Origin of the sequence: Aquimarina sp. AD1, from assembly GCF_003443695.1 — a bacterium.
Lineage (GTDB): Bacteria > Bacteroidota > Bacteroidia > Flavobacteriales > Flavobacteriaceae > Aquimarina > Aquimarina latercula.
In genome coordinates this window covers 1,911,364-1,934,005 of the sequence record NZ_CP031966.1, presented here as the reverse complement: position 1 = coordinate 1,934,005, position 22,642 = coordinate 1,911,364, and the positions used below count along the sequence as shown (strand labels likewise).

Below are 22,642 nucleotides of genomic sequence, written 5' to 3'. Positions count from 1 at the left end.
TACATGTATATGTAACTATGATTTTCTGGTTAAGTGACTTTTACTCTTTTTTTATAAAAAGATTTTTGAAACTGGTTAGATTTCTAAAAAAAAGAAATACTAAGAATCTACTGAATATATGTTGGGAATTCTTTTTTCAAAACAAATTACTAAATAAAGTATTTTATTTTTTTCAATTACTTCCTAATACTATTCTACCTCGTATTTGGAATTCTCAAGTAAACCTACTCTGTACCCATATTTATATAATAAACTTTAAAGTACTTGATCTGTACAAAAATGCTTTTCGACTAAGGATAACCACTGTTTTATCGATAAACAAAAATTTTCTAAAGTGGTTTTTTCTAAGTTTAAAAAAAGGAAAAGCAATTAAATGGTTAAGTACTCCTCTAGGACTATATATGTAAGTAGGTACTTCATATATAAATCCTAAGCTTATTAATAGTAAAGAATAATCAACTGTTTGTATTTACTATTAACTGAAATTGTTTTAAGAAAATATTAAAATCTAAGGTGTACTGATGCAAAAAATCAATAATAAAACTATTATTAATCGATTAATCTTTTTAGATAAGGATAATACAAAGGTTAAATTGGGATATAAAAAATCCAAAAAACTCAAATTCTTTTTATCTCTTTTATATTTTGTTTGTTTTATCAATCCTACGGGTCTTTTTTCTCAGAAGGAATTATCAATCACAAAAGTTGAAGCATATCAGAATTTTTATCCGCAGGACCAAGAAAATAGATTGAAGGGTAATGATTTATTGCTAAGAAGACCAAAAGTAGAGTTTAAGACAGAATCATTACCAGTATTTTCAAGTAGGTCATTTTCTTCGAGATCACCATCGGATCCTCCTACATTGGATTTAGATGAGTTTACTGCTGGTAACAATTATGAATATAATTTAGAGCCAACAACAGGTAATGTTTTTGCTATTTCTAGAGGAAATGTTGCAATTACTTCGGATACAGGTACTTTATCTAGTGCTACGATAACCGTTAGTGGAACTGTAGATCCAGCTGAATTACTGGCAATAAATAATGGAGCAGGTTTTGATTTGTATTTTTTTGCAAATCCTCCTAATACCTTCACTTATGATAGAGGAGGAGGTATTGTTTTACAGGTATCCCGAACGGGGACTACATTTACCATTACAGAAACTACCAATGATCCTATTCCTAATAACGTTTTTGAAGATTTTATTCAAGTTATATTTTACGGAGATTTAACAGATCCTTACACTGAAGGAACAAGAACATTAGATATTACATTAAATGATTCAACAGGAGGTTCTTCTTCTTCTCAGACTATAATTAATGTAACAAGATTACCAGAAGCTTTTGATGATAATAACAGCATTGCAGCTAATTCTATGACAGCCGTTACAGGAAATGTGTTAACGAATGATGTAGATAATACACCAGGAGAGGTGTTATCAGTATCAGAGGTAAATGTATTTCCATCAGAAGTTGGCACGAGTTATAATACCCTTTATGGAACTTTTATAATTCAGTCCAACGGATCGTATTCTTATACAGTAAATACAGCCAATCCGGCAGTCGCTGGATTAGTGAATGGGACTAGTTTAGATGATATTGTTGCATATACCGTAGAAGATCTAGAAGGAAATTTTGATTATGGTATTTTAACGATTACCATTAATGGTGTTGATGATCCTCCAACAGCAGTCGATGATACTAATAGTGTGACTGTTTGCGTTTCTAATACGGCAACTAGTAACCTTATTGAGGGGGATGGTGTAAATGGTCAAGACTTATTAGATAGACCATTATCTATGTTAGTTTGGGAAAGTCAATTTACAAATGGACAAGAAGTAAATGGTTTATCAAGAACAATTGATGGTATTACACTAAATTTCACAGAGGCGGATCCAGATAATATAGGAACTATTAGTAATCTTACTTCTCAGAATACAGCTACTAATGGAGGTCATACAGGATATTTATTGTTTAATATAGATCCTGCCACAAACCCAAATACAGATACCTCTATAACTATTGATTTTGATCAAGAAGTTTTTAACCTTGGATTTTTAGTGGTGGATATAGATTATTCTCAGGGTACAACTTGGCAAGATCAAATTACCATTCACGGTTTTTTAAATGGTACACCTGTAAATTTTACGAATACGATAACTGGTGGAATTGTGGATGCAGGAGGTGATACATATTATGGTACAGGTACTGCAATAGAGGCTGATGCTACAGGTAATATCAATGTAGCATTTGATGGCCCTATAGATCAATTAGTGTTATCATATAATTACGGCCCAGATGCAACCGCTGCAGATCCAGGTGCACAAATAGCAGGTATTTCGGATATTTTTTGGCAAGGAGATAATGGGGTAACTGTAATAACAATTAATGGAACTCCAGTAGTAGGGCCAACGACAGTTGCTACGACTTATGGTTTTATTACTGTTAATCCCGATGGTACGTATGTTTATACGGTAGATAAAACAAATCCAGCAGTAGCAAACTTATTGGTAGGACAAACACTAACTGATACGATTCCGTACACTTTAAGGGATGCTTTATCGAATACTGATGGAGCTAATCTTATAATTACCATTAATGGATCCGCAGTAGATACGGATATGGATGGAGAACCGGATTGGACAGATTTGGATGATGATAATGATGGAATACTAGATGAGAATGAATGTTATGTCAGTACTGTTCTTATAGGAAGTCCGGATGGAGTAGAGGATGGTAATTTTGGTATGGGGTATTGGGATACAGAGTATTATAGTGGGCATTTTGCAATTGTAGGTTCTACTTTTGGAAATAGTAATCAGAACAGTACACTTAATGGTTCTGTGGGTACACCTACTTTTGTTGGAGAGGCTTTTTTAGGTGGAAATTCTTTAAGCTTTAATGAATCAGGATCTTATGCTGAGACTTCGCCAGGAGTTTTTGATACAAATACGAGTACAGGTCTAGTTCCTCCAAGTTATGTAGGAACAAATATAAATGATGTAGGTTTTCAGCCTTATTACCAAACGATATTCAAACGTGAAGCTGATATAGATGGAGTGCTAACCTTTGGAAGCACTGGATTTAGTGTTGATGATGTATTCGAGCTTTTTATTAATGGAACCAGAGAAGTTTTTGCTTCTTTTTGTTGTGGAGCTTCAGATTCTCCAAACGATTCTTTTAGTTTTAATGTTACTAAAGGAGATGATTTAGAAATTAGGTATACTAATTTAGGTTTTGTAGGTAGTTTTCAATTTAATTTAGAATTAACGCCTTCTTGTAATATGGATGTTGATGGAGATGGCGATCCTAATGGACAGGACTTGGATAGTGATAATGATGGTTGTGATGATGTCATAGAATCAGGTGGAGTTGATACAACTCCAGAAGATGGTGTTTTAGATGGTACAGGTTTTGATGGAAATGGTCTAGTAACCGGTGGTACCGGTGGTTATAATGGAGTGACTGGTAATGAGGTTGTTGCGACACAATTGACGGTGACAACTACTCCTGGAAATGAAACGGTAAATGCTGGAGAAACGGCTACATTTAGTGTAACTGCAACTGCCGAATCTACAACTACTTTTGTTACAGGGACACCAAATTATACAATTCCTCCTGCTACAAACGTTTCTGGAGCTATAATTTATCAATGGCAAAGAAATGGAACTAATATTGATGGTACTACAGATGGTGGAGTTTATACAGGATTTAATGGTGCTACTTTAACAGTTACAAATCCAACCACAAGCCTTAATGGGAATATATACAATGTAATTGTAACGCACCCTGATAATGTATGTATTAATGAACAGAATAGTGCAACGTTAACGGTTAATCCAACTAGTGATTTATCGCTTAGTAAAGGCGTTGTATTAACAACAGATGCAGATGGTAGTACGACTGCTACTGCAGGAGATACGGTTACCTTTACCGTTACAGTAAGTAATGGCGGTTCGGCAAATGCTACTGGCGTTGAAGTAACGGATCAGGTTCCAAATGGGTATACGATTGTAGGTACTCCAACGGTAAGTCAAGGTACGTATACCGTAGGTACTGGCGTTTGGGATATTGGTACGATCAATACGAGTGGTACAGCTACCTTAACGATTATAGCGACTGTGAATGCTACGGGTACGTATGTAAATGTAGCCGAAGTAACGGCTAGTGATAACTTTGATCCTGACAGTACACCAGACAATGATGTATTGGCCGAGGATGATCAAGATGATGCAGATCCAGGCGTTGCACCCGTAAGTGATTTATCGCTTAGTAAAGGCGTTGTATTAACAACAGATGCAGATGGTAGTACGACTGCTACTGCAGGAGATACGGTTACCTTTACCGTTACAGTAAGTAATGGCGGTTCGGCGAATGCTACTGGCGTTGAAGTAACGGATCAGGTTCCAAATGGGTATACGATTGTAGGTACTCCAACGGTAAGTCAAGGTACGTATACCGTAGGTACTGGCGTTTGGGATATTGGTACGATCAATACGAGTGGTACAGCTACCTTAACGATTATAGCGACTGTGAATGCTACGGGTACGTATGTAAATGTAGCCGAAGTAACGGCTAGTGATAACTTTGATCCTGACAGTACACCAGACAATGATGTATTGGCCGAGGATGATCAAGATGATGCAGATCCAGGCGTTTCTCCCGTAAGTGATTTATCGCTTAGTAAAGGCGTTGTATTAACAACAGATGCAGATGGTAGTACGACTGCTACTGCAGGAGATACAGTTACCTTTACCGTTACAGTAAGTAATGGCGGTTCGGCAAATGCTACTGGCGTTGAAGTAACGGATCAGGTTCCAAATGGGTATACGATTGTAGGTACTCCAACGGTAAGTCAAGGTACGTATACTGTAGGTACTGGCGTTTGGGATATTGGTACGATCAATACGAGTGGTACAGCTACCTTAACGATTATAGCAACCGTGAATGCTACGGGTACGTATGTAAATGTAGCCGAAGTAACGGCTAGTGATAACTTTGATCCTGACAGTACACCAGACAATGATGTATTGGCCGAGGATGACCAAGATGATGCAGATCCAGGCGTTTCTCCCGTAAGTGATTTATCGCTTAGTAAAGGCGTTGTATTAACAACAGATGCAGATGGTAGTACGACTGCTACTGCAGGTGATACGGTTACCTTTACCGTTACAGTAAGTAATGGCGGTTCGGCGAATGCTACTGGCGTTGAAGTAACGGATCAGGTTCCAAATGGGTATACGATTGTAGGTACTCCAACGGTAAGTCAAGGTACGTATACTGTAGGTACTGGCGTTTGGGATATTGGTACGATCAATACGAGTGGTACAGCTACCTTAACGATTATAGCGACTGTGAATGCTACGGGTACGTATGTAAATGTAGCCGAAGTAACGGCTAGTGATAACTTTGATCCTGACAGTACACCAGACAATGATGTATTGGCCGAGGATGATCAAGATGATGCAGATCCAGGCGTTGCACCCGTAAGTGATTTATCGCTTAGTAAAGGCGTTGTATTAACAACAGATGCAGATGGTAGTACGACTGCTACTGCAGGAGATACGGTTACCTTTACCGTTACAGTAAGTAATGGCGGTTCGGCAAATGCTACTGGCGTTGAAGTAACGGATCAGGTTCCAAATGGGTATACGATTGTAGGTACTCCAACGGTAAGTCAAGGTACGTATACCGTAGGTACTGGCGTTTGGGATATTGGTACGATCAATACGAGTGGTACAGCTACCTTAACGATTATAGCAACCGTGAATGCTACGGGTACGTATGTAAATGTAGCCGAAGTAACGGCTAGTGATAACTTTGATCCTGACAGTACACCAGACAATGATGTATTGGCCGAGGATGATCAAGATGATGCAGATCCAGGCGTTGCACCCGTAAGTGATTTATCGCTTAGTAAAGGCGTTGTATTAACAACAGATGCAGATGGTAGTACGACTGCTACTGCAGGTGATACAGTTACCTTTACCGTTACAGTAAGTAATGGCGGTTCGGCGAATGCTACTGGCGTTGAAGTAACGGATCAGGTTCCAACTGGGTATACGATTGTAGGTACTCCAACGGTAAGTCAAGGTACGTATACTGTAGGTACTGGCGTTTGGGATATTGGTACGATCAATACGAGTGGTACAGCTACCTTAACGATTATAGCAACCGTGAATGCTACGGGTACGTATGTAAATGTAGCCGAAGTAACGGCTAGTGATAACTTTGATCCTGACAGTACACCAGACAATGATGTATTGGCCGAGGATGATCAAGATGATGCAGATCCAGGCGTTGCACCCGTAAGTGATTTATCGCTTAGTAAAGGCGTTGTATTAACAACAGATGCAGATGGTAGTACGACTGCTACTGCAGGAGATACGGTTACCTTTACCGTTACAGTAAGTAATGGCGGTTCGGCAAATGCTACTGGCGTTGAAGTAACGGATCAGGTTCCAAATGGGTATACGATTGTAGGTACTCCAACGGTAAGTCAAGGTACGTATACCGTAGGTACTGGCGTTTGGGATATTGGTACGATCAATACGAGTGGTACAGCTACCTTAACGATTATAGCGACTGTGAATGCTACGGGTACGTATGTAAATGTAGCCGAAGTAACGGCTAGTGATAACTTTGATCCTGACAGTACACCAGACAATGATGTATTGGCCGAGGATGATCAAGATGATGCAGATCCAGGCGTTGCACCCGTAAGTGATTTATCGCTTAGTAAAGGCGTTGTATTAACAACAGATGCAGATGGTAGTACGACTGCTACTGCAGGAGATACGGTTACCTTTACCGTTACAGTAAGTAATGGCGGTTCGGCGAATGCTACTGGTGTTGAAGTAACGGATCAGGTTCCAAATGGGTATACGATTGTAGGTACTCCAACGGTAAGTCAAGGTACGTATACTGTAGGTACTGGCGTTTGGGATATTGGTACGATCAATACGAGTGGTACAGCTACCTTAACGATTATAGCAACCGTGAATGCTACGGGTACGTATGTAAATGTAGCCGAAGTAACGGCTAGTGATAACTTTGATCCTGACAGTACACCAGACAATGATGTATTGGCCGAGGATGATCAAGATGATGCAGATCCAGGCGTTGCACCCGTAAGTGATTTATCGCTTAGTAAAGGCGTTGTATTAACAACAGATGCAGATGGTAGTACGACTGCTACTGCAGGTGATACGGTTACCTTTACCGTTACAGTAAGTAATGGCGGTTCGGCAAATGCTACTGGCGTTGAAGTGACGGATCAGGTTCCAAATGGGTATACGATTGTAGGTACTCCAACGGTAAGTCAAGGTACGTATACTGTAGGTACTGGCGTTTGGGATATTGGTACGATCAATACGAGTGGTACAGCTACCTTAACGATTATAGCGACTGTGAATGCTACGGGTACGTATGTAAATGTAGCCGAAGTAACGGCTAGTGATAACTTTGATCCTGACAGTACACCAGACAATGATGTATTGGCCGAGGATGATCAAGATGATGCAGATCCAGGCGTTGGTCCCGTAAGTGATTTATCGCTTAGTAAAGGCGTTGTATTAACAACAGATGCAGATGGTAGTACGACTGCTACTGCAGGAGATACAGTTACCTTTACCGTTACAGTAAGTAATGGCGGTTCGGCAAATGCTACTGGCGTTGAAGTGACGGATCAGGTTCCAAATGGGTATACGATTGTAGGTACTCCAACGGTAAGTCAAGGTACGTATACTGTAGGTACTGGCGTTTGGGATATTGGTACGATCAATACGAGTGGTACAGCTACCTTAACGATTATAGCAACCGTGAATGCTACGGGTACGTATGTAAATGTAGCCGAAGTAACGGCTAGTGATAACTTTGATCCTGACAGTACACCAGACAATGATGTATTGGCCGAGGATGACCAAGATGATGCAGATCCAGGCGTTGGTCCCGTAAGTGATTTATCGCTTAGTAAAGGCGTTGTATTAACAACAGATGCAGATGGTAGTACGACTGCTACTGCAGGTGATACGGTTACCTTTACCGTTACAGTAAGTAATGGCGGTTCGGCAAATGCTACTGGCGTTGAAGTAACGGATCAGGTTCCAACTGGGTATACGATTGTAGGTACTCCAACGGTAAGTCAAGGTACGTATACTGTAGGTACTGGCGTTTGGGATATTGGTACGATCAATACGAGTGGTACAGCTACCTTAACGATTATAGCGACTGTGAATGCTACGGGTACGTATGTAAATGTAGCCGAAGTAACGGCTAGTGATAACTTTGATCCTGACAGTACACCAGACAATGATGTATTGGCCGAGGATGACCAAGATGATGCAGATCCAGGCGTTTCTCCCGTAAGTGATTTATCGCTTAGTAAAGGCGTTGTATTAACAACAGATGCAGATGGTAGTACGACTGCTACTGCAGGTGATACGGTTACCTTTACCGTTACAGTAAGTAATGGCGGTTCGGCAAATGCTACTGGCGTTGAAGTGACGGATCAGGTTCCAAATGGGTATACGATTGTAGGTACTCCAACGGTAAGTCAAGGTACGTATACCGTAGGTACTGGCGTTTGGGATATTGGTACGATCAATACGAGTGGTACAGCTACCTTAACGATTATAGCGACTGTGAATGCTACGGGTACGTATGTAAATGTAGCCGAAGTAACGGCTAGTGATAACTTTGATCCTGACAGTACACCAGACAATGATGTATTGGCCGAGGATGATCAAGATGATGCAGATCCAGGCGTTTCTCCCGTAAGTGATTTATCGCTTAGTAAAGGCGTTGTATTAACAACAGATGCAGATGGTAGTACGACTGCTACTGCAGGAGATACAGTTACCTTTACCGTTACAGTAAGTAATGGCGGTTCGGCAAATGCTACTGGCGTTGAAGTAACGGATCAGGTTCCAAATGGGTATACGATTGTAGGTACTCCAACGGTAAGTCAAGGTACGTATACTGTAGGTACTGGCGTTTGGGATATTGGTACGATCAATACGAGTGGTACAGCTACCTTAACGATTATAGCAACCGTGAATGCTACGGGTACGTATGTAAATGTAGCCGAAGTAACGGCTAGTGATAACTTTGATCCTGACAGTACACCAGACAATGATGTATTGGCCGAGGATGACCAAGATGATGCAGATCCAGGCGTTTCTCCCGTAAGTGATTTATCGCTTAGTAAAGGCGTTGTATTAACAACAGATGCAGATGGTAGTACGACTGCTACTGCAGGAGATACGGTTACCTTTACCGTTACAGTAAGTAATGGCGATTCGGCGAATGCTACTGGTGTTGAAGTAACGGATCAGGTTCCAAATGGGTATACGATTGTAGGTACTCCAACGGTAAGTCAAGGTACGTATACTGTAGGTACTGGCGTTTGGGATATTGGTACGATCAATACGAGTGGTACAGCTACCTTAACGATTATAGCAACCGTGAATGCTACGGGTACGTATGTAAATGTAGCCGAAGTAACGGCTAGTGATAACTTTGATCCTGACAGTACACCAGACAATGATGTATTGGCCGAGGATGATCAAGATGATGCAGATCCAGGCGTTGCACCCGTAAGTGATTTATCGCTTAGTAAAGGCGTTGTATTAACAACAGATGCAGATGGTAGTACGACTGCTACTGCAGGAGATACAGTTACCTTTACCGTTACAGTAAGTAATGGCGGTTCGGCAAATGCTACTGGCGTTGAAGTAACGGATCAGGTTCCAAATGGATATACGATTGTAGGTACTCCAACGGTAAGTCAAGGTACGTATACTGTAGGTACTGGCGTTTGGGATATTGGTACGATCAATACGAGTGGTACAGCTACCTTAACGATTATAGCAACCGTGAATGCTACGGGTACGTATGTAAATGTAGCCGAAGTAACGGCTAGTGATAACTTTGATCCTGACAGTACACCAGACAATGATGTATTGGCCGAGGATGACCAAGATGATGCAGATCCAGGCGTTGGTCCCGTAAGTGATTTATCGCTTAGTAAAGGCGTTGTATTAACAACAGATGCAGATGGTAGTACGACTGCTACTGCAGGTGATACGGTTACCTTTACCGTTACAGTAAGTAATGGCGGTTCGGCAAATGCTACTGGCGTTGAAGTGACGGATCAGGTTCCAACTGGGTATACGATTGTAGGTACTCCAACGGTAAGTCAAGGTACGTATACTGTAGGTACTGGCGTTTGGGATATTGGTACGATCAATACGAGTGGTACAGCTACCTTAACGATTATAGCGACTGTGAATGCTACGGGTACGTATGTAAATGTAGCCGAAGTAACGGCTAGTGATAACTTTGATCCTGACAGTACACCAGACAATGATGTATTGGCCGAGGATGATCAAGATGATGCAGATCCAGGCGTTGCACCCGTAAGTGATTTATCGCTTAGTAAAGGCGTTGTATTAACAACAGATGCAGATGGTAGTACGACTGCTACTGCAGGAGATACAGTTACCTTTACCGTTACAGTAAGTAATGGCGGTTCGGCAAATGCTACTGGCGTTGAAGTAACGGATCAGGTTCCAAATGGGTATACGATTGTAGGTACTCCAACGGTAAGTCAAGGTACGTATACTGTAGGTACTGGCGTTTGGGATATTGGTACGATCAATACGAGTGGTACAGCTACCTTAACGATTATAGCAACCGTGAATGCTACGGGTACGTATGTAAATGTAGCCGAAGTAACGGCTAGTGATAACTTTGATCCTGACAGTACACCAGACAATGATGTATTGGCCGAGGATGACCAAGATGATGCAGATCCAGGCGTTTCTCCCGTAAGTGATTTATCGCTTAGTAAAGGCGTTGTATTAACAACAGATGCAGATGGTAGTACGACTGCTACTGCAGGAGATACGGTTACCTTTACCGTTACAGTAAGTAATGGCGATTCGGCGAATGCTACTGGTGTTGAAGTAACGGATCAGGTTCCAAATGGGTATACGATTGTAGGTACTCCAACGGTAAGTCAAGGTACGTATACTGTAGGTACTGGCGTTTGGGATATTGGTACGATCAATACGAGTGGTACAGCTACCTTAACGATTATAGCAACCGTGAATGCTACGGGTACGTATGTAAATGTAGCCGAAGTAACGGCTAGTGATAACTTTGATCCTGACAGTACACCAGACAATGATGTATTGGCCGAGGATGACCAAGATGATGCAGATCCAGGCGTTTCTCCCGTAAGTGATTTATCGCTTAGTAAAGGCGTTGTATTAACAACAGATGCAGATGGTAGTACGACTGCTACTGCAGGAGATACGGTTACCTTTACCGTTACAGTAAGTAATGGCGATTCGGCGAATGCTACTGGTGTTGAAGTAACGGATCAGGTTCCAAATGGGTATACGATTGTAGGTACTCCAACGGTAAGTCAAGGTACGTATACTGTAGGTACTGGCGTTTGGGATATTGGTACGATCAATACGAGTGGTACAGCTACCTTAACGATTATAGCAACCGTGAATGCTACGGGTACGTATGTAAATGTAGCCGAAGTAACGGCTAGTGATAACTTTGATCCTGACAGTACACCAGACAATGATGTATTGGCCGAGGATGATCAAGATGATGCAGATCCAGGCGTTGCACCCGTAAGTGATTTATCGCTTAGTAAAGGCGTTGTATTAACAACAGATGCAGATGGTAGTACGACTGCTACTGCAGGAGATACGGTTACCTTTACCGTTACAGTAAGTAATGGCGGTTCGGCAAATGCTACTGGCGTTGAAGTAACGGATCAGGTTCCAAATGGGTATACGATTGTAGGTACTCCAACGGTAAGTCAAGGTACGTATACCGTAGGTACTGGTGTTTGGGATATTGGTACGATCAATACGAGTGGTACAGCTACCTTAACGATTATAGCAACCGTGAATGCTACGGGTACGTATGTAAATGTAGCCGAAGTAACGGCTAGTGATAACTTTGATCCTGACAGTACACCAGACAATGATGTATTGGCCGAGGATGACCAAGATGATGCAGATCCAGGCGTTGCACCCGTAAGTGATTTATCGCTTAGTAAAGGCGTTGTATTAACAACAGATGCAGATGGTAGTACGACTGCTACTGCAGGAGATACAGTTACCTTTACCGTTACAGTAAGTAATGGCGGTTCGGCAAATGCTACTGGCGTTGAAGTAACGGATCAGGTTCCAAATGGATATACGATTGTAGGTACTCCAACGGTAAGTCAAGGTACGTATACTGTAGGTACTGGCGTTTGGGATATTGGTACGATCAATACGAGTGGTACAGCTACCTTAACGATTATAGCAACCGTGAATGCTACGGGTACGTATGTAAATGTAGCCGAAGTAACGGCTAGTGATAACTTTGATCCTGACAGTACACCAGACAATGATGTATTGGCCGAGGATGACCAAGATGATGCAGATCCAGGCGTTGGTCCCGTAAGTGATTTATCGCTTAGTAAAGGCGTTGTATTAACAACAGATGCAGATGGTAGTACGACTGCTACTGCAGGTGATACGGTTACCTTTACCGTTACAGTAAGTAATGGCGGTTCGGCAAATGCTACTGGCGTTGAAGTAACGGATCAGGTTCCAACTGGGTATACGATTGTAGGTACTCCAACGGTAAGTCAAGGTACGTATACTGTAGGTACTGGCGTTTGGGATATTGGTACGATCAATACGAGTGGTACAGCTACCTTAACGATTATAGCGACTGTGAATGCTACGGGTACGTATGTAAATGTAGCCGAAGTAACGGCTAGTGATAACTTTGATCCTGACAGTACACCAGACAATGATGTATTGGCCGAGGATGATCAAGATGATGCAGATCCAGGCGTTGGTCCCGTAAGTGATTTATCGCTTAGTAAAGGCGTTGTATTAACAACAGATGCAGATGGTAGTACGACTGCTACTGCAGGAGATACAGTTACCTTTACCGTTACAGTAAGTAATGGCGGTTCGGCAAATGCTACTGGCGTTGAAGTAACGGATCAGGTTCCAAATGGGTATACGATTGTAGGTACTCCAACGGTAAGTCAAGGTACGTATACTGTAGGTACTGGCGTTTGGGATATTGGTACGATCAATACGAGTGGTACAGCTACCTTAACGATTATAGCAACCGTGAATGCTACGGGTACGTATGTAAATGTAGCCGAAGTAACGGCTAGTGATAACTTTGATCCTGACAGTACACCAGACAATGATGTATTGGCCGAGGATGACCAAGATGATGCAGATCCAGGCGTTTCTCCCGTAAGTGATTTATCGCTTAGTAAAGGCGTTGTATTAACAACAGATGCAGATGGTAGTACGACTGCTACTGCAGGTGATACGGTTACCTTTACCGTTACAGTAAGTAATGGCGGTTCGGCGAATGCTACTGGCGTTGAAGTAACGGATCAGGTTCCAAATGGGTATACGATTGTAGGTACTCCAACGGTAAGTCAAGGTACGTATACTGTAGGTACTGGCGTTTGGGATATTGGTACGATCAATACGAGTGGTACAGCTACCTTAACGATTATAGCGACTGTGAATGCTACGGGTACGTATGTAAATGTAGCCGAAGTAACGGCTAGTGATAACTTTGATCCTGACAGTACACCAGACAATGATGTATTGGCCGAGGATGATCAAGATGATGCAGATCCAGGCGTTGCACCCGTAAGTGATTTATCGCTTAGTAAAGGCGTTGTATTAACAACAGATGCAGATGGTAGTACGACTGCTACTGCAGGAGATACGGTTACCTTTACCGTTACAGTAAGTAATGGCGGTTCGGCAAATGCTACTGGCGTTGAAGTAACGGATCAGGTTCCAAATGGGTATACGATTGTAGGTACTCCAACGGTAAGTCAAGGTACGTATACCGTAGGTACTGGCGTTTGGGATATTGGTACGATCAATACGAGTGGTACAGCTACCTTAACGATTATAGCAACCGTGAATGCTACGGGTACGTATGTAAATGTAGCCGAAGTAACGGCTAGTGATAACTTTGATCCTGACAGTACACCAGACAATGATGTATTGGCCGAGGATGATCAAGATGATGCAGATCCAGGCGTTGCACCCGTAAGTGATTTATCGCTTAGTAAAGGCGTTGTATTAACAACAGATGCAGATGGTAGTACGACTGCTACTGCAGGTGATACAGTTACCTTTACCGTTACAGTAAGTAATGGCGGTTCGGCGAATGCTACTGGCGTTGAAGTAACGGATCAGGTTCCAACTGGGTATACGATTGTAGGTACTCCAACGGTAAGTCAAGGTACGTATACTGTAGGTACTGGCGTTTGGGATATTGGTACGATCAATACGAGTGGTACAGCTACCTTAACGATTATAGCAACCGTGAATGCTACGGGTACGTATGTAAATGTAGCCGAAGTAACGGCTAGTGATAACTTTGATCCTGACAGTACACCAGACAATGATGTATTGGCCGAGGATGATCAAGATGATGCAGATCCAGGCGTTGCACCCGTAAGTGATTTATCGCTTAGTAAAGGCGTTGTATTAACAACAGATGCAGATGGTAGTACGACTGCTACTGCAGGAGATACGGTTACCTTTACCGTTACAGTAAGTAATGGCGGTTCGGCAAATGCTACTGGCGTTGAAGTAACGGATCAGGTTCCAAATGGGTATACGATTGTAGGTACTCCAACGGTAAGTCAAGGTACGTATACCGTAGGTACTGGCGTTTGGGATATTGGTACGATCAATACGAGTGGTACAGCTACCTTAACGATTATAGCGACTGTGAATGCTACGGGTACGTATGTAAATGTAGCCGAAGTAACGGCTAGTGATAACTTTGATCCTGACAGTACACCAGACAATGATGTATTGGCCGAGGATGATCAAGATGATGCAGATCCAGGCGTTGCACCCGTAAGTGATTTATCGCTTAGTAAAGGCGTTGTATTAACAACAGATGCAGATGGTAGTACGACTGCTACTGCAGGAGATACGGTTACCTTTACCGTTACAGTAAGTAATGGCGGTTCGGCGAATGCTACTGGTGTTGAAGTAACGGATCAGGTTCCAAATGGGTATACGATTGTAGGTACTCCAACGGTAAGTCAAGGTACGTATACTGTAGGTACTGGCGTTTGGGATATTGGTACGATCAATACGAGTGGTACAGCTACCTTAACGATTATAGCAACCGTGAATGCTACGGGTACGTATGTAAATGTAGCCGAAGTAACGGCTAGTGATAACTTTGATCCTGACAGTACACCAGACAATGATGTATTGGCCGAGGATGATCAAGATGATGCAGATCCAGGCGTTGCACCCGTAAGTGATTTATCGCTTAGTAAAGGCGTTGTATTAACAACAGATGCAGATGGTAGTACGACTGCTACTGCAGGTGATACGGTTACCTTTACCGTTACAGTAAGTAATGGCGGTTCGGCAAATGCTACTGGCGTTGAAGTGACGGATCAGGTTCCAAATGGGTATACGATTGTAGGTACTCCAACGGTAAGTCAAGGTACGTATACTGTAGGTACTGGCGTTTGGGATATTGGTACGATCAATACGAGTGGTACAGCTACCTTAACGATTATAGCGACTGTGAATGCTACGGGTACGTATGTAAATGTAGCCGAAGTAACGGCTAGTGATAACTTTGATCCTGACAGTACACCAGACAATGATGTATTGGCCGAGGATGATCAAGATGATGCAGATCCAGGCGTTGGTCCCGTAAGTGATTTATCGCTTAGTAAAGGCGTTGTATTAACAACAGATGCAGATGGTAGTACGACTGCTACTGCAGGAGATACAGTTACCTTTACCGTTACAGTAAGTAATGGCGGTTCGGCAAATGCTACTGGCGTTGAAGTGACGGATCAGGTTCCAAATGGGTATACGATTGTAGGTACTCCAACGGTAAGTCAAGGTACGTATACTGTAGGTACTGGCGTTTGGGATATTGGTACGATCAATACGAGTGGTACAGCTACCTTAACGATTATAGCAACCGTGAATGCTACGGGTACGTATGTAAATGTAGCCGAAGTAACGGCTAGTGATAACTTTGATCCTGACAGTACACCAGACAATGATGTATTGGCCGAGGATGACCAAGATGATGCAGATCCAGGCGTTGGTCCCGTAAGTGATTTATCGCTTAGTAAAGGCGTTGTATTAACAACAGATGCAGATGGTAGTACGACTGCTACTGCAGGTGATACGGTTACCTTTACCGTTACAGTAAGTAATGGCGGTTCGGCGAATGCTACTGGCGTTGAAGTAACGGATCAGGTTCCAACTGGGTATACGATTGTAGGTACTCCAACGGTAAGTCAAGGTACGTATACTGTAGGTACTGGCGTTTGGGATATTGGTACGATCAATACGAGTGGTACAGCTACCTTAACGATTATAGCGACTGTGAATGCTACGGGTACGTATGTAAATGTAGCCGAAGTAACGGCTAGTGATAACTTTGATCCTGACAGTACACCAGACAATGATGTATTGGCCGAGGATGATCAAGATGATGCAGATCCAGGCGTTTCTCCCGTAAGTGATTTATCGCTTAGTAAAGGCGTTGTATTAACAACAGATGCAGATGGTAGTACGACTGCTACTGCAGGTGATACGGTTACCTTTACAGTTACAGTAAGTAATGGCGGTTCGGCGAATGCTACTGGTGTTGAAGTAACGGATCAGGTTCCAACTGGGTATACGATTGTAGGTACTCCAACGGTAAGTCAAGGTACGTATACTGTAGGTACTGGCGTTTGGGATATTGGTACGATCAATACGAGTGGTACAGCTACCTTAACGATTATAGCAACCGTGAATGCTACGGGTACGTATGTAAATGTAGCCGAAGTAACGGCTAGTGATAACTTTGATCCTGACAGTACACCAGACAATGATGTATTGGCCGAGGATGATCAAGATGATGCAGATCCAGGCGTTGCACCCGTAAGTGATTTATCGCTTAGTAAAGGCGTTGTATTAACAACAGATGCAGATGGTAGTACGACTGCTACTGCAGGAGATACAGTTACCTTTACCGTTACAGTAAGTAATGGCGGTTCGGCAAATGCTACTGGCGTTGAAGTGACGGATCAGGTTCCAAATGGGTATACGATTGTAGGTACTCCAACGGTAAGTCAAGGTACGTATACTGTAGGTACTGGCGTTTGGGATATTGGTACGATCAATACGAGTGGTACAGCTACCTTAACGATTATAGCAACCGTGAATGCTACGGGTACGTATGTAAATGTAGCCGAAGTAACGGCTAGTGATAACTTTGATCCTGACAGTACACCAGACAATGATGTATTGGCCGAGGATGACCAAGATGATGCAGATCCAGGCGTTTCTCCCGTAAGTGATTTATCGCTTAGTAAAGGCGTTGTATTAACAACAGATGCAGATGGTAGTACGACTGCTACTGCAGGAGATACGGTTACCTTTACCGTTACAGTAAGTAATGGCGGTTCGGCAAATGCTACTGGCGTTGAAGTAACGGATCAGGTTCCAAATGGGTATACGATTGTAGGTACTCCAACGGTAAGTCAAGGTACGTATACCGTAGGTACTGGCGTTTGGGATATTGGTACGATCAATACGAGTGGTACAGCTACCTTAACGATTATAGCGACTGTGAATGCTACGGGTACGTATGTAAATGTAGCCGAAGTAACGGCTAGTGATAACTTTGATCCTGACAGTACACCAGACAATGATGTATTGGCCGAGGATGATCAAGATGATGCAGATCCAGGCGTTTCTCCCGTAAGTGATTTATCGCTTAGTAAAGGCGTTGTATTAACAACAGATGCAGATGGTAGTACGACTGCTACTGCAGGAGATACGGTTACCTTTACCGTTACAGTAAGTAATGGCGGTTCGGCGAATGCTACTGGCGTTGAAGTGACGGATCAGGTTCCAAATGGGTATACGATTGTAGGTACTCCAACGGTAAGTCAAGGTACGTATACTGTAGGTACTGGCGTTTGGGATATTGGTACGATCAATACGAGTGGTACAGCTACCTTAACGATTATAGCGACTGTGAATGCTACGGGTACGTATGTAAATGTAGCCGAAGTAACGGCTAGTGATAACTTTGATCCTGACAGTACACCAGACAATGATGTATTGGCCGAGGATGATCAAGATGATGCAGATCCAGGCGTTGCACCCGTAAGTGATTTATCGCTTAGTAAAGGCGTTGTATTAACAACAGATGCAGATGGTAGTACGACTGCTACTGCAGGAGATACGGTTACCTTTACCGTTACAGTAAGTAATGGCGGTTCGGCAAATGCTACTGGCGTTGAAGTAACGGATCAGGTTCCAAATGGGTATACGATTGTAGGTACTCCAACGGTAAGTCAAGGTACGTATACCGTAGGTACTGGCGTTTGGGATATTGGTACGATCAATACGAGTGGTACAGCTACCTTAACGATTATAGCAACCGTGAATGCTACGGGTACGTATGTAAATGTAGCCGAAGTAACGGCTAGTGATAACTTTGATCCTGACAGTACACCAGACAATGATGTATTGGCCGAGGATGATCAAGATGATGCAGATCCAGGCGTTGCACCCGTAAGTGATTTATCGCTTAGTAAAGGCGTTGTATTAACAACAGATGCAGATGGTAGTACGACTGCTACTGCAGGAGATACAGTTACCTTTACCGTTACAGTAAGTAATGGCGGTTCGGCAAATGCTACTGGCGTTGAAGTGACGGATCAGGTTCCAAATGGGTATACGATTGTAGGTACTCCAACGGTAAGTCAAGGTACGTATACTGTAGGTACTGGCGTTTGGGATATTGGTACGATCAATACGAGTGGTACAGCTACCTTAACGATTATAGCAACCGTGAATGCTACGGGTACGTATGTAAATGTAGCCGAAGTAACGGCTAGTGATAACTTTGATCCTGACAGTACACCAGACAATGATGTATTGGCCGAGGATGACCAAGATGATGCAGATCCAGGCGTTTCTCCCGTAAGTGATTTATCGCTTAGTAAAGGCGTTGTATTAACAACAGATGCAGATGGTAGTACGACTGCTACTGCAGGAGATACGGTTACCTTTACCGTTACAGTAAGTAATGGCGGTTCGGCAAATGCTACTGGCGTTGAAGTAACGGATCAGGTTCCAAATGGGTATACGATTGTAGGTACTCCAACGGTAAGTCAAGGTACGTATACCGTAGGTACTGGCGTTTGGGATATTGGTACGATCAATACGAGTGGTACAGCTACCTTAACGATTATAGCGACTGTGAATGCTACGGGTACGTATGTAAATGTAGCCGAAGTAACGGCTAGTGATAACTTTGATCCTGACAGTACACCAGACAATGATGTATTGGCCGAGGATGACCAAGATGATGCAGATCCAGGCGTTTCTCCCGTAAGTGATTTATCGCTTAGTAAAGGCGTTGTATTAACAACAGATGCAGATGGTAGTACGACTGCTACTGCAGGAGATACGGTTACCTTTACCGTTACAGTAAGTAATGGCGGTTCGGCAAATGCTACTGGCGTTGAAGTAACGGATCAGGTTCCAAATGGGTATACGATTGTAGGTACTCCAACGGTAAGTCAAGGTACGTATACCGTAGGTACTGGCGTTTGGGATATTGGTACGATCAATACGAGTGGTACAGCTACCTTAACGATTATAGCGACTGTGAATGCTACGGGTACGTATGTAAATGTAGCCGAAGTAACGGCTAGTGATAACTTTGATCCTGACAGTACACCAGACAATGATGTATTGGCCGAGGATGATCAAGATGATGCAGATCCAGGCGTTTCTCCCGTAAGTGATTTATCGCTTAGTAAAGGCGTTGTATTAACAACAGATGCAGATGGTAGTACGACTGCTACTGCAGGAGATACGGTTACCTTTACCGTTACAGTAAGTAATGGCGGTTCGGCGAATGCTACTGGTGTTGAAGTAACGGATCAGGTTCCAAATGGGTATACGATTGTAGGTACTCCAACGGTAAGTCAAGGTACGTATACTGTAGGTACTGGCGTTTGGGATATTGGTACGATCAATACGAGTGGTACAGCTACCTTAACGATTATAGCAACCGTGAATGCTACGGGTACGTATGTAAATGTAGCCGAAGTAACGGCTAGTGATAACTTTGATCCTGACAGTACACCAGACAATGATGTATTGGCCGAGGATGATCAAGATGATGCAGATCCAGGCGTTGCACCCGTAAGTGATTTATCGCTTAGTAAAGGCGTTGTATTAACAACAGATGCAGATGGTAGTACGACTGCTACTGCAGGTGATACGGTTACCTTTACAGTTACAGTAAGTAATGGCGGTTCGGCGAATGCTACTGGCGTTGAAGTAACGGATCAGGTTCCAAATGGGTATACGATTGTAGGTACTCCAACGGTAAGTCAAGGTACGTATACTGTAGGTACTGGCGTTTGGGATATTGGTACGATCAATACGAGTGGTACAGCTACCTTAACGATTATAGCAACCGTGAATGCTACGGGTACGTATGTAAATGTAGCCGAAGTAACGGCTAGTGATAACTTTGATCCTGACAGTACACCAGACAATGATGTATTGGCCGAGGATGACCAAGATGATGCAGATCCAGGCGTTGGTCCCGTAAGTGATTTATCGCTTAGTAAAGGCGTTGTATTAACAACAGATGCAGATGGTAGTACGACTGCTACTGCAGGAGATACAGTTACCTTTACCGTTACAGTAAGTAATGGCGATTCGGCGAATGCTACTGGCGTTGAAGTAACGGATCAGGTTCCAACTGGGTATACGATTGTAGGTACTCCAACGGTAAGTCAAGGTACGTATACTGTAGGTACTGGCGTTTGGGATATTGGTACGATCAATACGAGTGGTACAGCTACCTTAACGATTATAGCAACCGTGAATGCTACGGGTACGTATGTAAATGTAGCCGAAGTAACGGCTAGTGATAACTTTGATCCTGACAGTACACCAGACAATGATGTATTGGCCGAGGATGATCAAGATGATGCAGATCCAGGCGTTAATACAGCAAATGACTTAAGTATTGCTAAGAGTGCAGTATTAACTACTGATGCAGATACTAATACTGTGATTAGTGTTGGAGATACAGTGACCTTTAGCATTACAATTAGTAATGATGGTCCAAATGATGCTACAGGTGTTGGTGTTGGAGATACGATTCCTGATGGATATACTGCAATTGGTAGTATTAGTAATGGTGGTACCATTAGTGGAAGTATTATTAGTTGGAATGGTTTAAATATTTCAACAACAACTCCATTAGTGTTAACCTATACTGCTGTAATTACAGATACAGGTAATTATACGAATTTTGCTGAAATTACAGCGAGTGATAACTTTGATCCAGATAGTACACCGGATAGTACTCCAGATGCAGATACCCCGATAGAGGATGATGAGACAAACTATACAGTTCCAGTTCCAGAATTAACCTTAGTTAAAACAGGAGTGGCTAGTGGTTCTAATGTAGGAGATGTTATTACATACACTTTTACAGTTACTAATACAGGAAATGTAACAATTGATAATATCTTCATAGATGATATGCTAACAGGAAGTATTAATCTACCAGTTACACCATCTATTTTAGCTCCAGGAGAAACAGGAACGGCAACTGCTACTTATGCAATTTCACAAGCTGATATTAACAATGGAGAAGTGATCAATAGTGCAACTGTAATTGGAGATGATCCTGATGATAATGATGTTATCGATATATCTGATAATGGAGATGAGACTGTTGATGATAATGGAGATAATGACCCTACAAATGATGAGACGATTACGGATATTGAACAGCTACCTAATTTAGCTTTAACTAAGACAGGTTTCTATGTTGATGTTAATGGTGATGATTTGCCAAATGTAGGCGATGAGATTCAGTATACCTTTACGGTAGAGAACACAGGTAATGTTGATGTTACTAATATTATTCTTACAGATCCATTACCAGGTATTGTTGTTACTGGAGGTCCAATAGATCTAGCAGTTGGTGAGATAGATATGACCACATTCACTGCTACTTATGTATTAACGGCAGAGGATATTCTATTAGGAGAAGTTATAAATCAAGCTACAGTGACTGGTCAGGATCCAAATGGAGATGATGTTATTGATCTTTCTGATGATCCTACAGATACAACAGATGTAGATCTTGATAATGACGGAGATGCAGAAGATGAAACAGTGATCGAAATCCTTTCTGATGATCCAATCATAATCTATACTGGTATAACTCCTAATGGAGATGGAATTAATGATGATTTCAGGATTGTAGGGTTAAGAAACTTCCCAGATAATACATTAAGAATCTATAACAGATGGGGAGTTCAGGTGTTTGAAGAAGATGGTTATGAACAACCAGGTGTAGAATTGTTTGCAGGAATAAGTAATGGAAGAGTTACTATTTCACAGAACAACAAGTTGCCTGTAGGAACATATTATTATGTTTTGGAATATGTCACAGAAACGGGGCAAACAATAAATAAGGTTGGTTATTTATATATCAATATGTAAAGTGAATATAACAGATATTCACAGTGGAA

The 22,642-nt window shown here is 42.3% G+C and carries 1 protein-coding gene; it reads left to right on the top strand.

The annotated features are described in order from the left end of the window. Positions 1 to 521: 521 nt before the first annotated feature. Positions 522 to 22,613, top strand: a complete 22,092-nt coding sequence (locus tag D1815_RS08650; protein ID WP_118386633.1) for a gliding motility-associated C-terminal domain-containing protein — start codon at positions 522 to 524, stop codon at positions 22,611 to 22,613. Positions 22,614 to 22,642 lie beyond the last annotated feature (29 nt).

Bases quoted from the DNA above. Each gene is read 5' to 3' on its own strand.
- D1815_RS08650 (WP_118386633.1), top strand. From the start codon at position 522: ATGCAAAAAATCAATAATAAAACTATTATTAATCGATTAATCTTTTTA.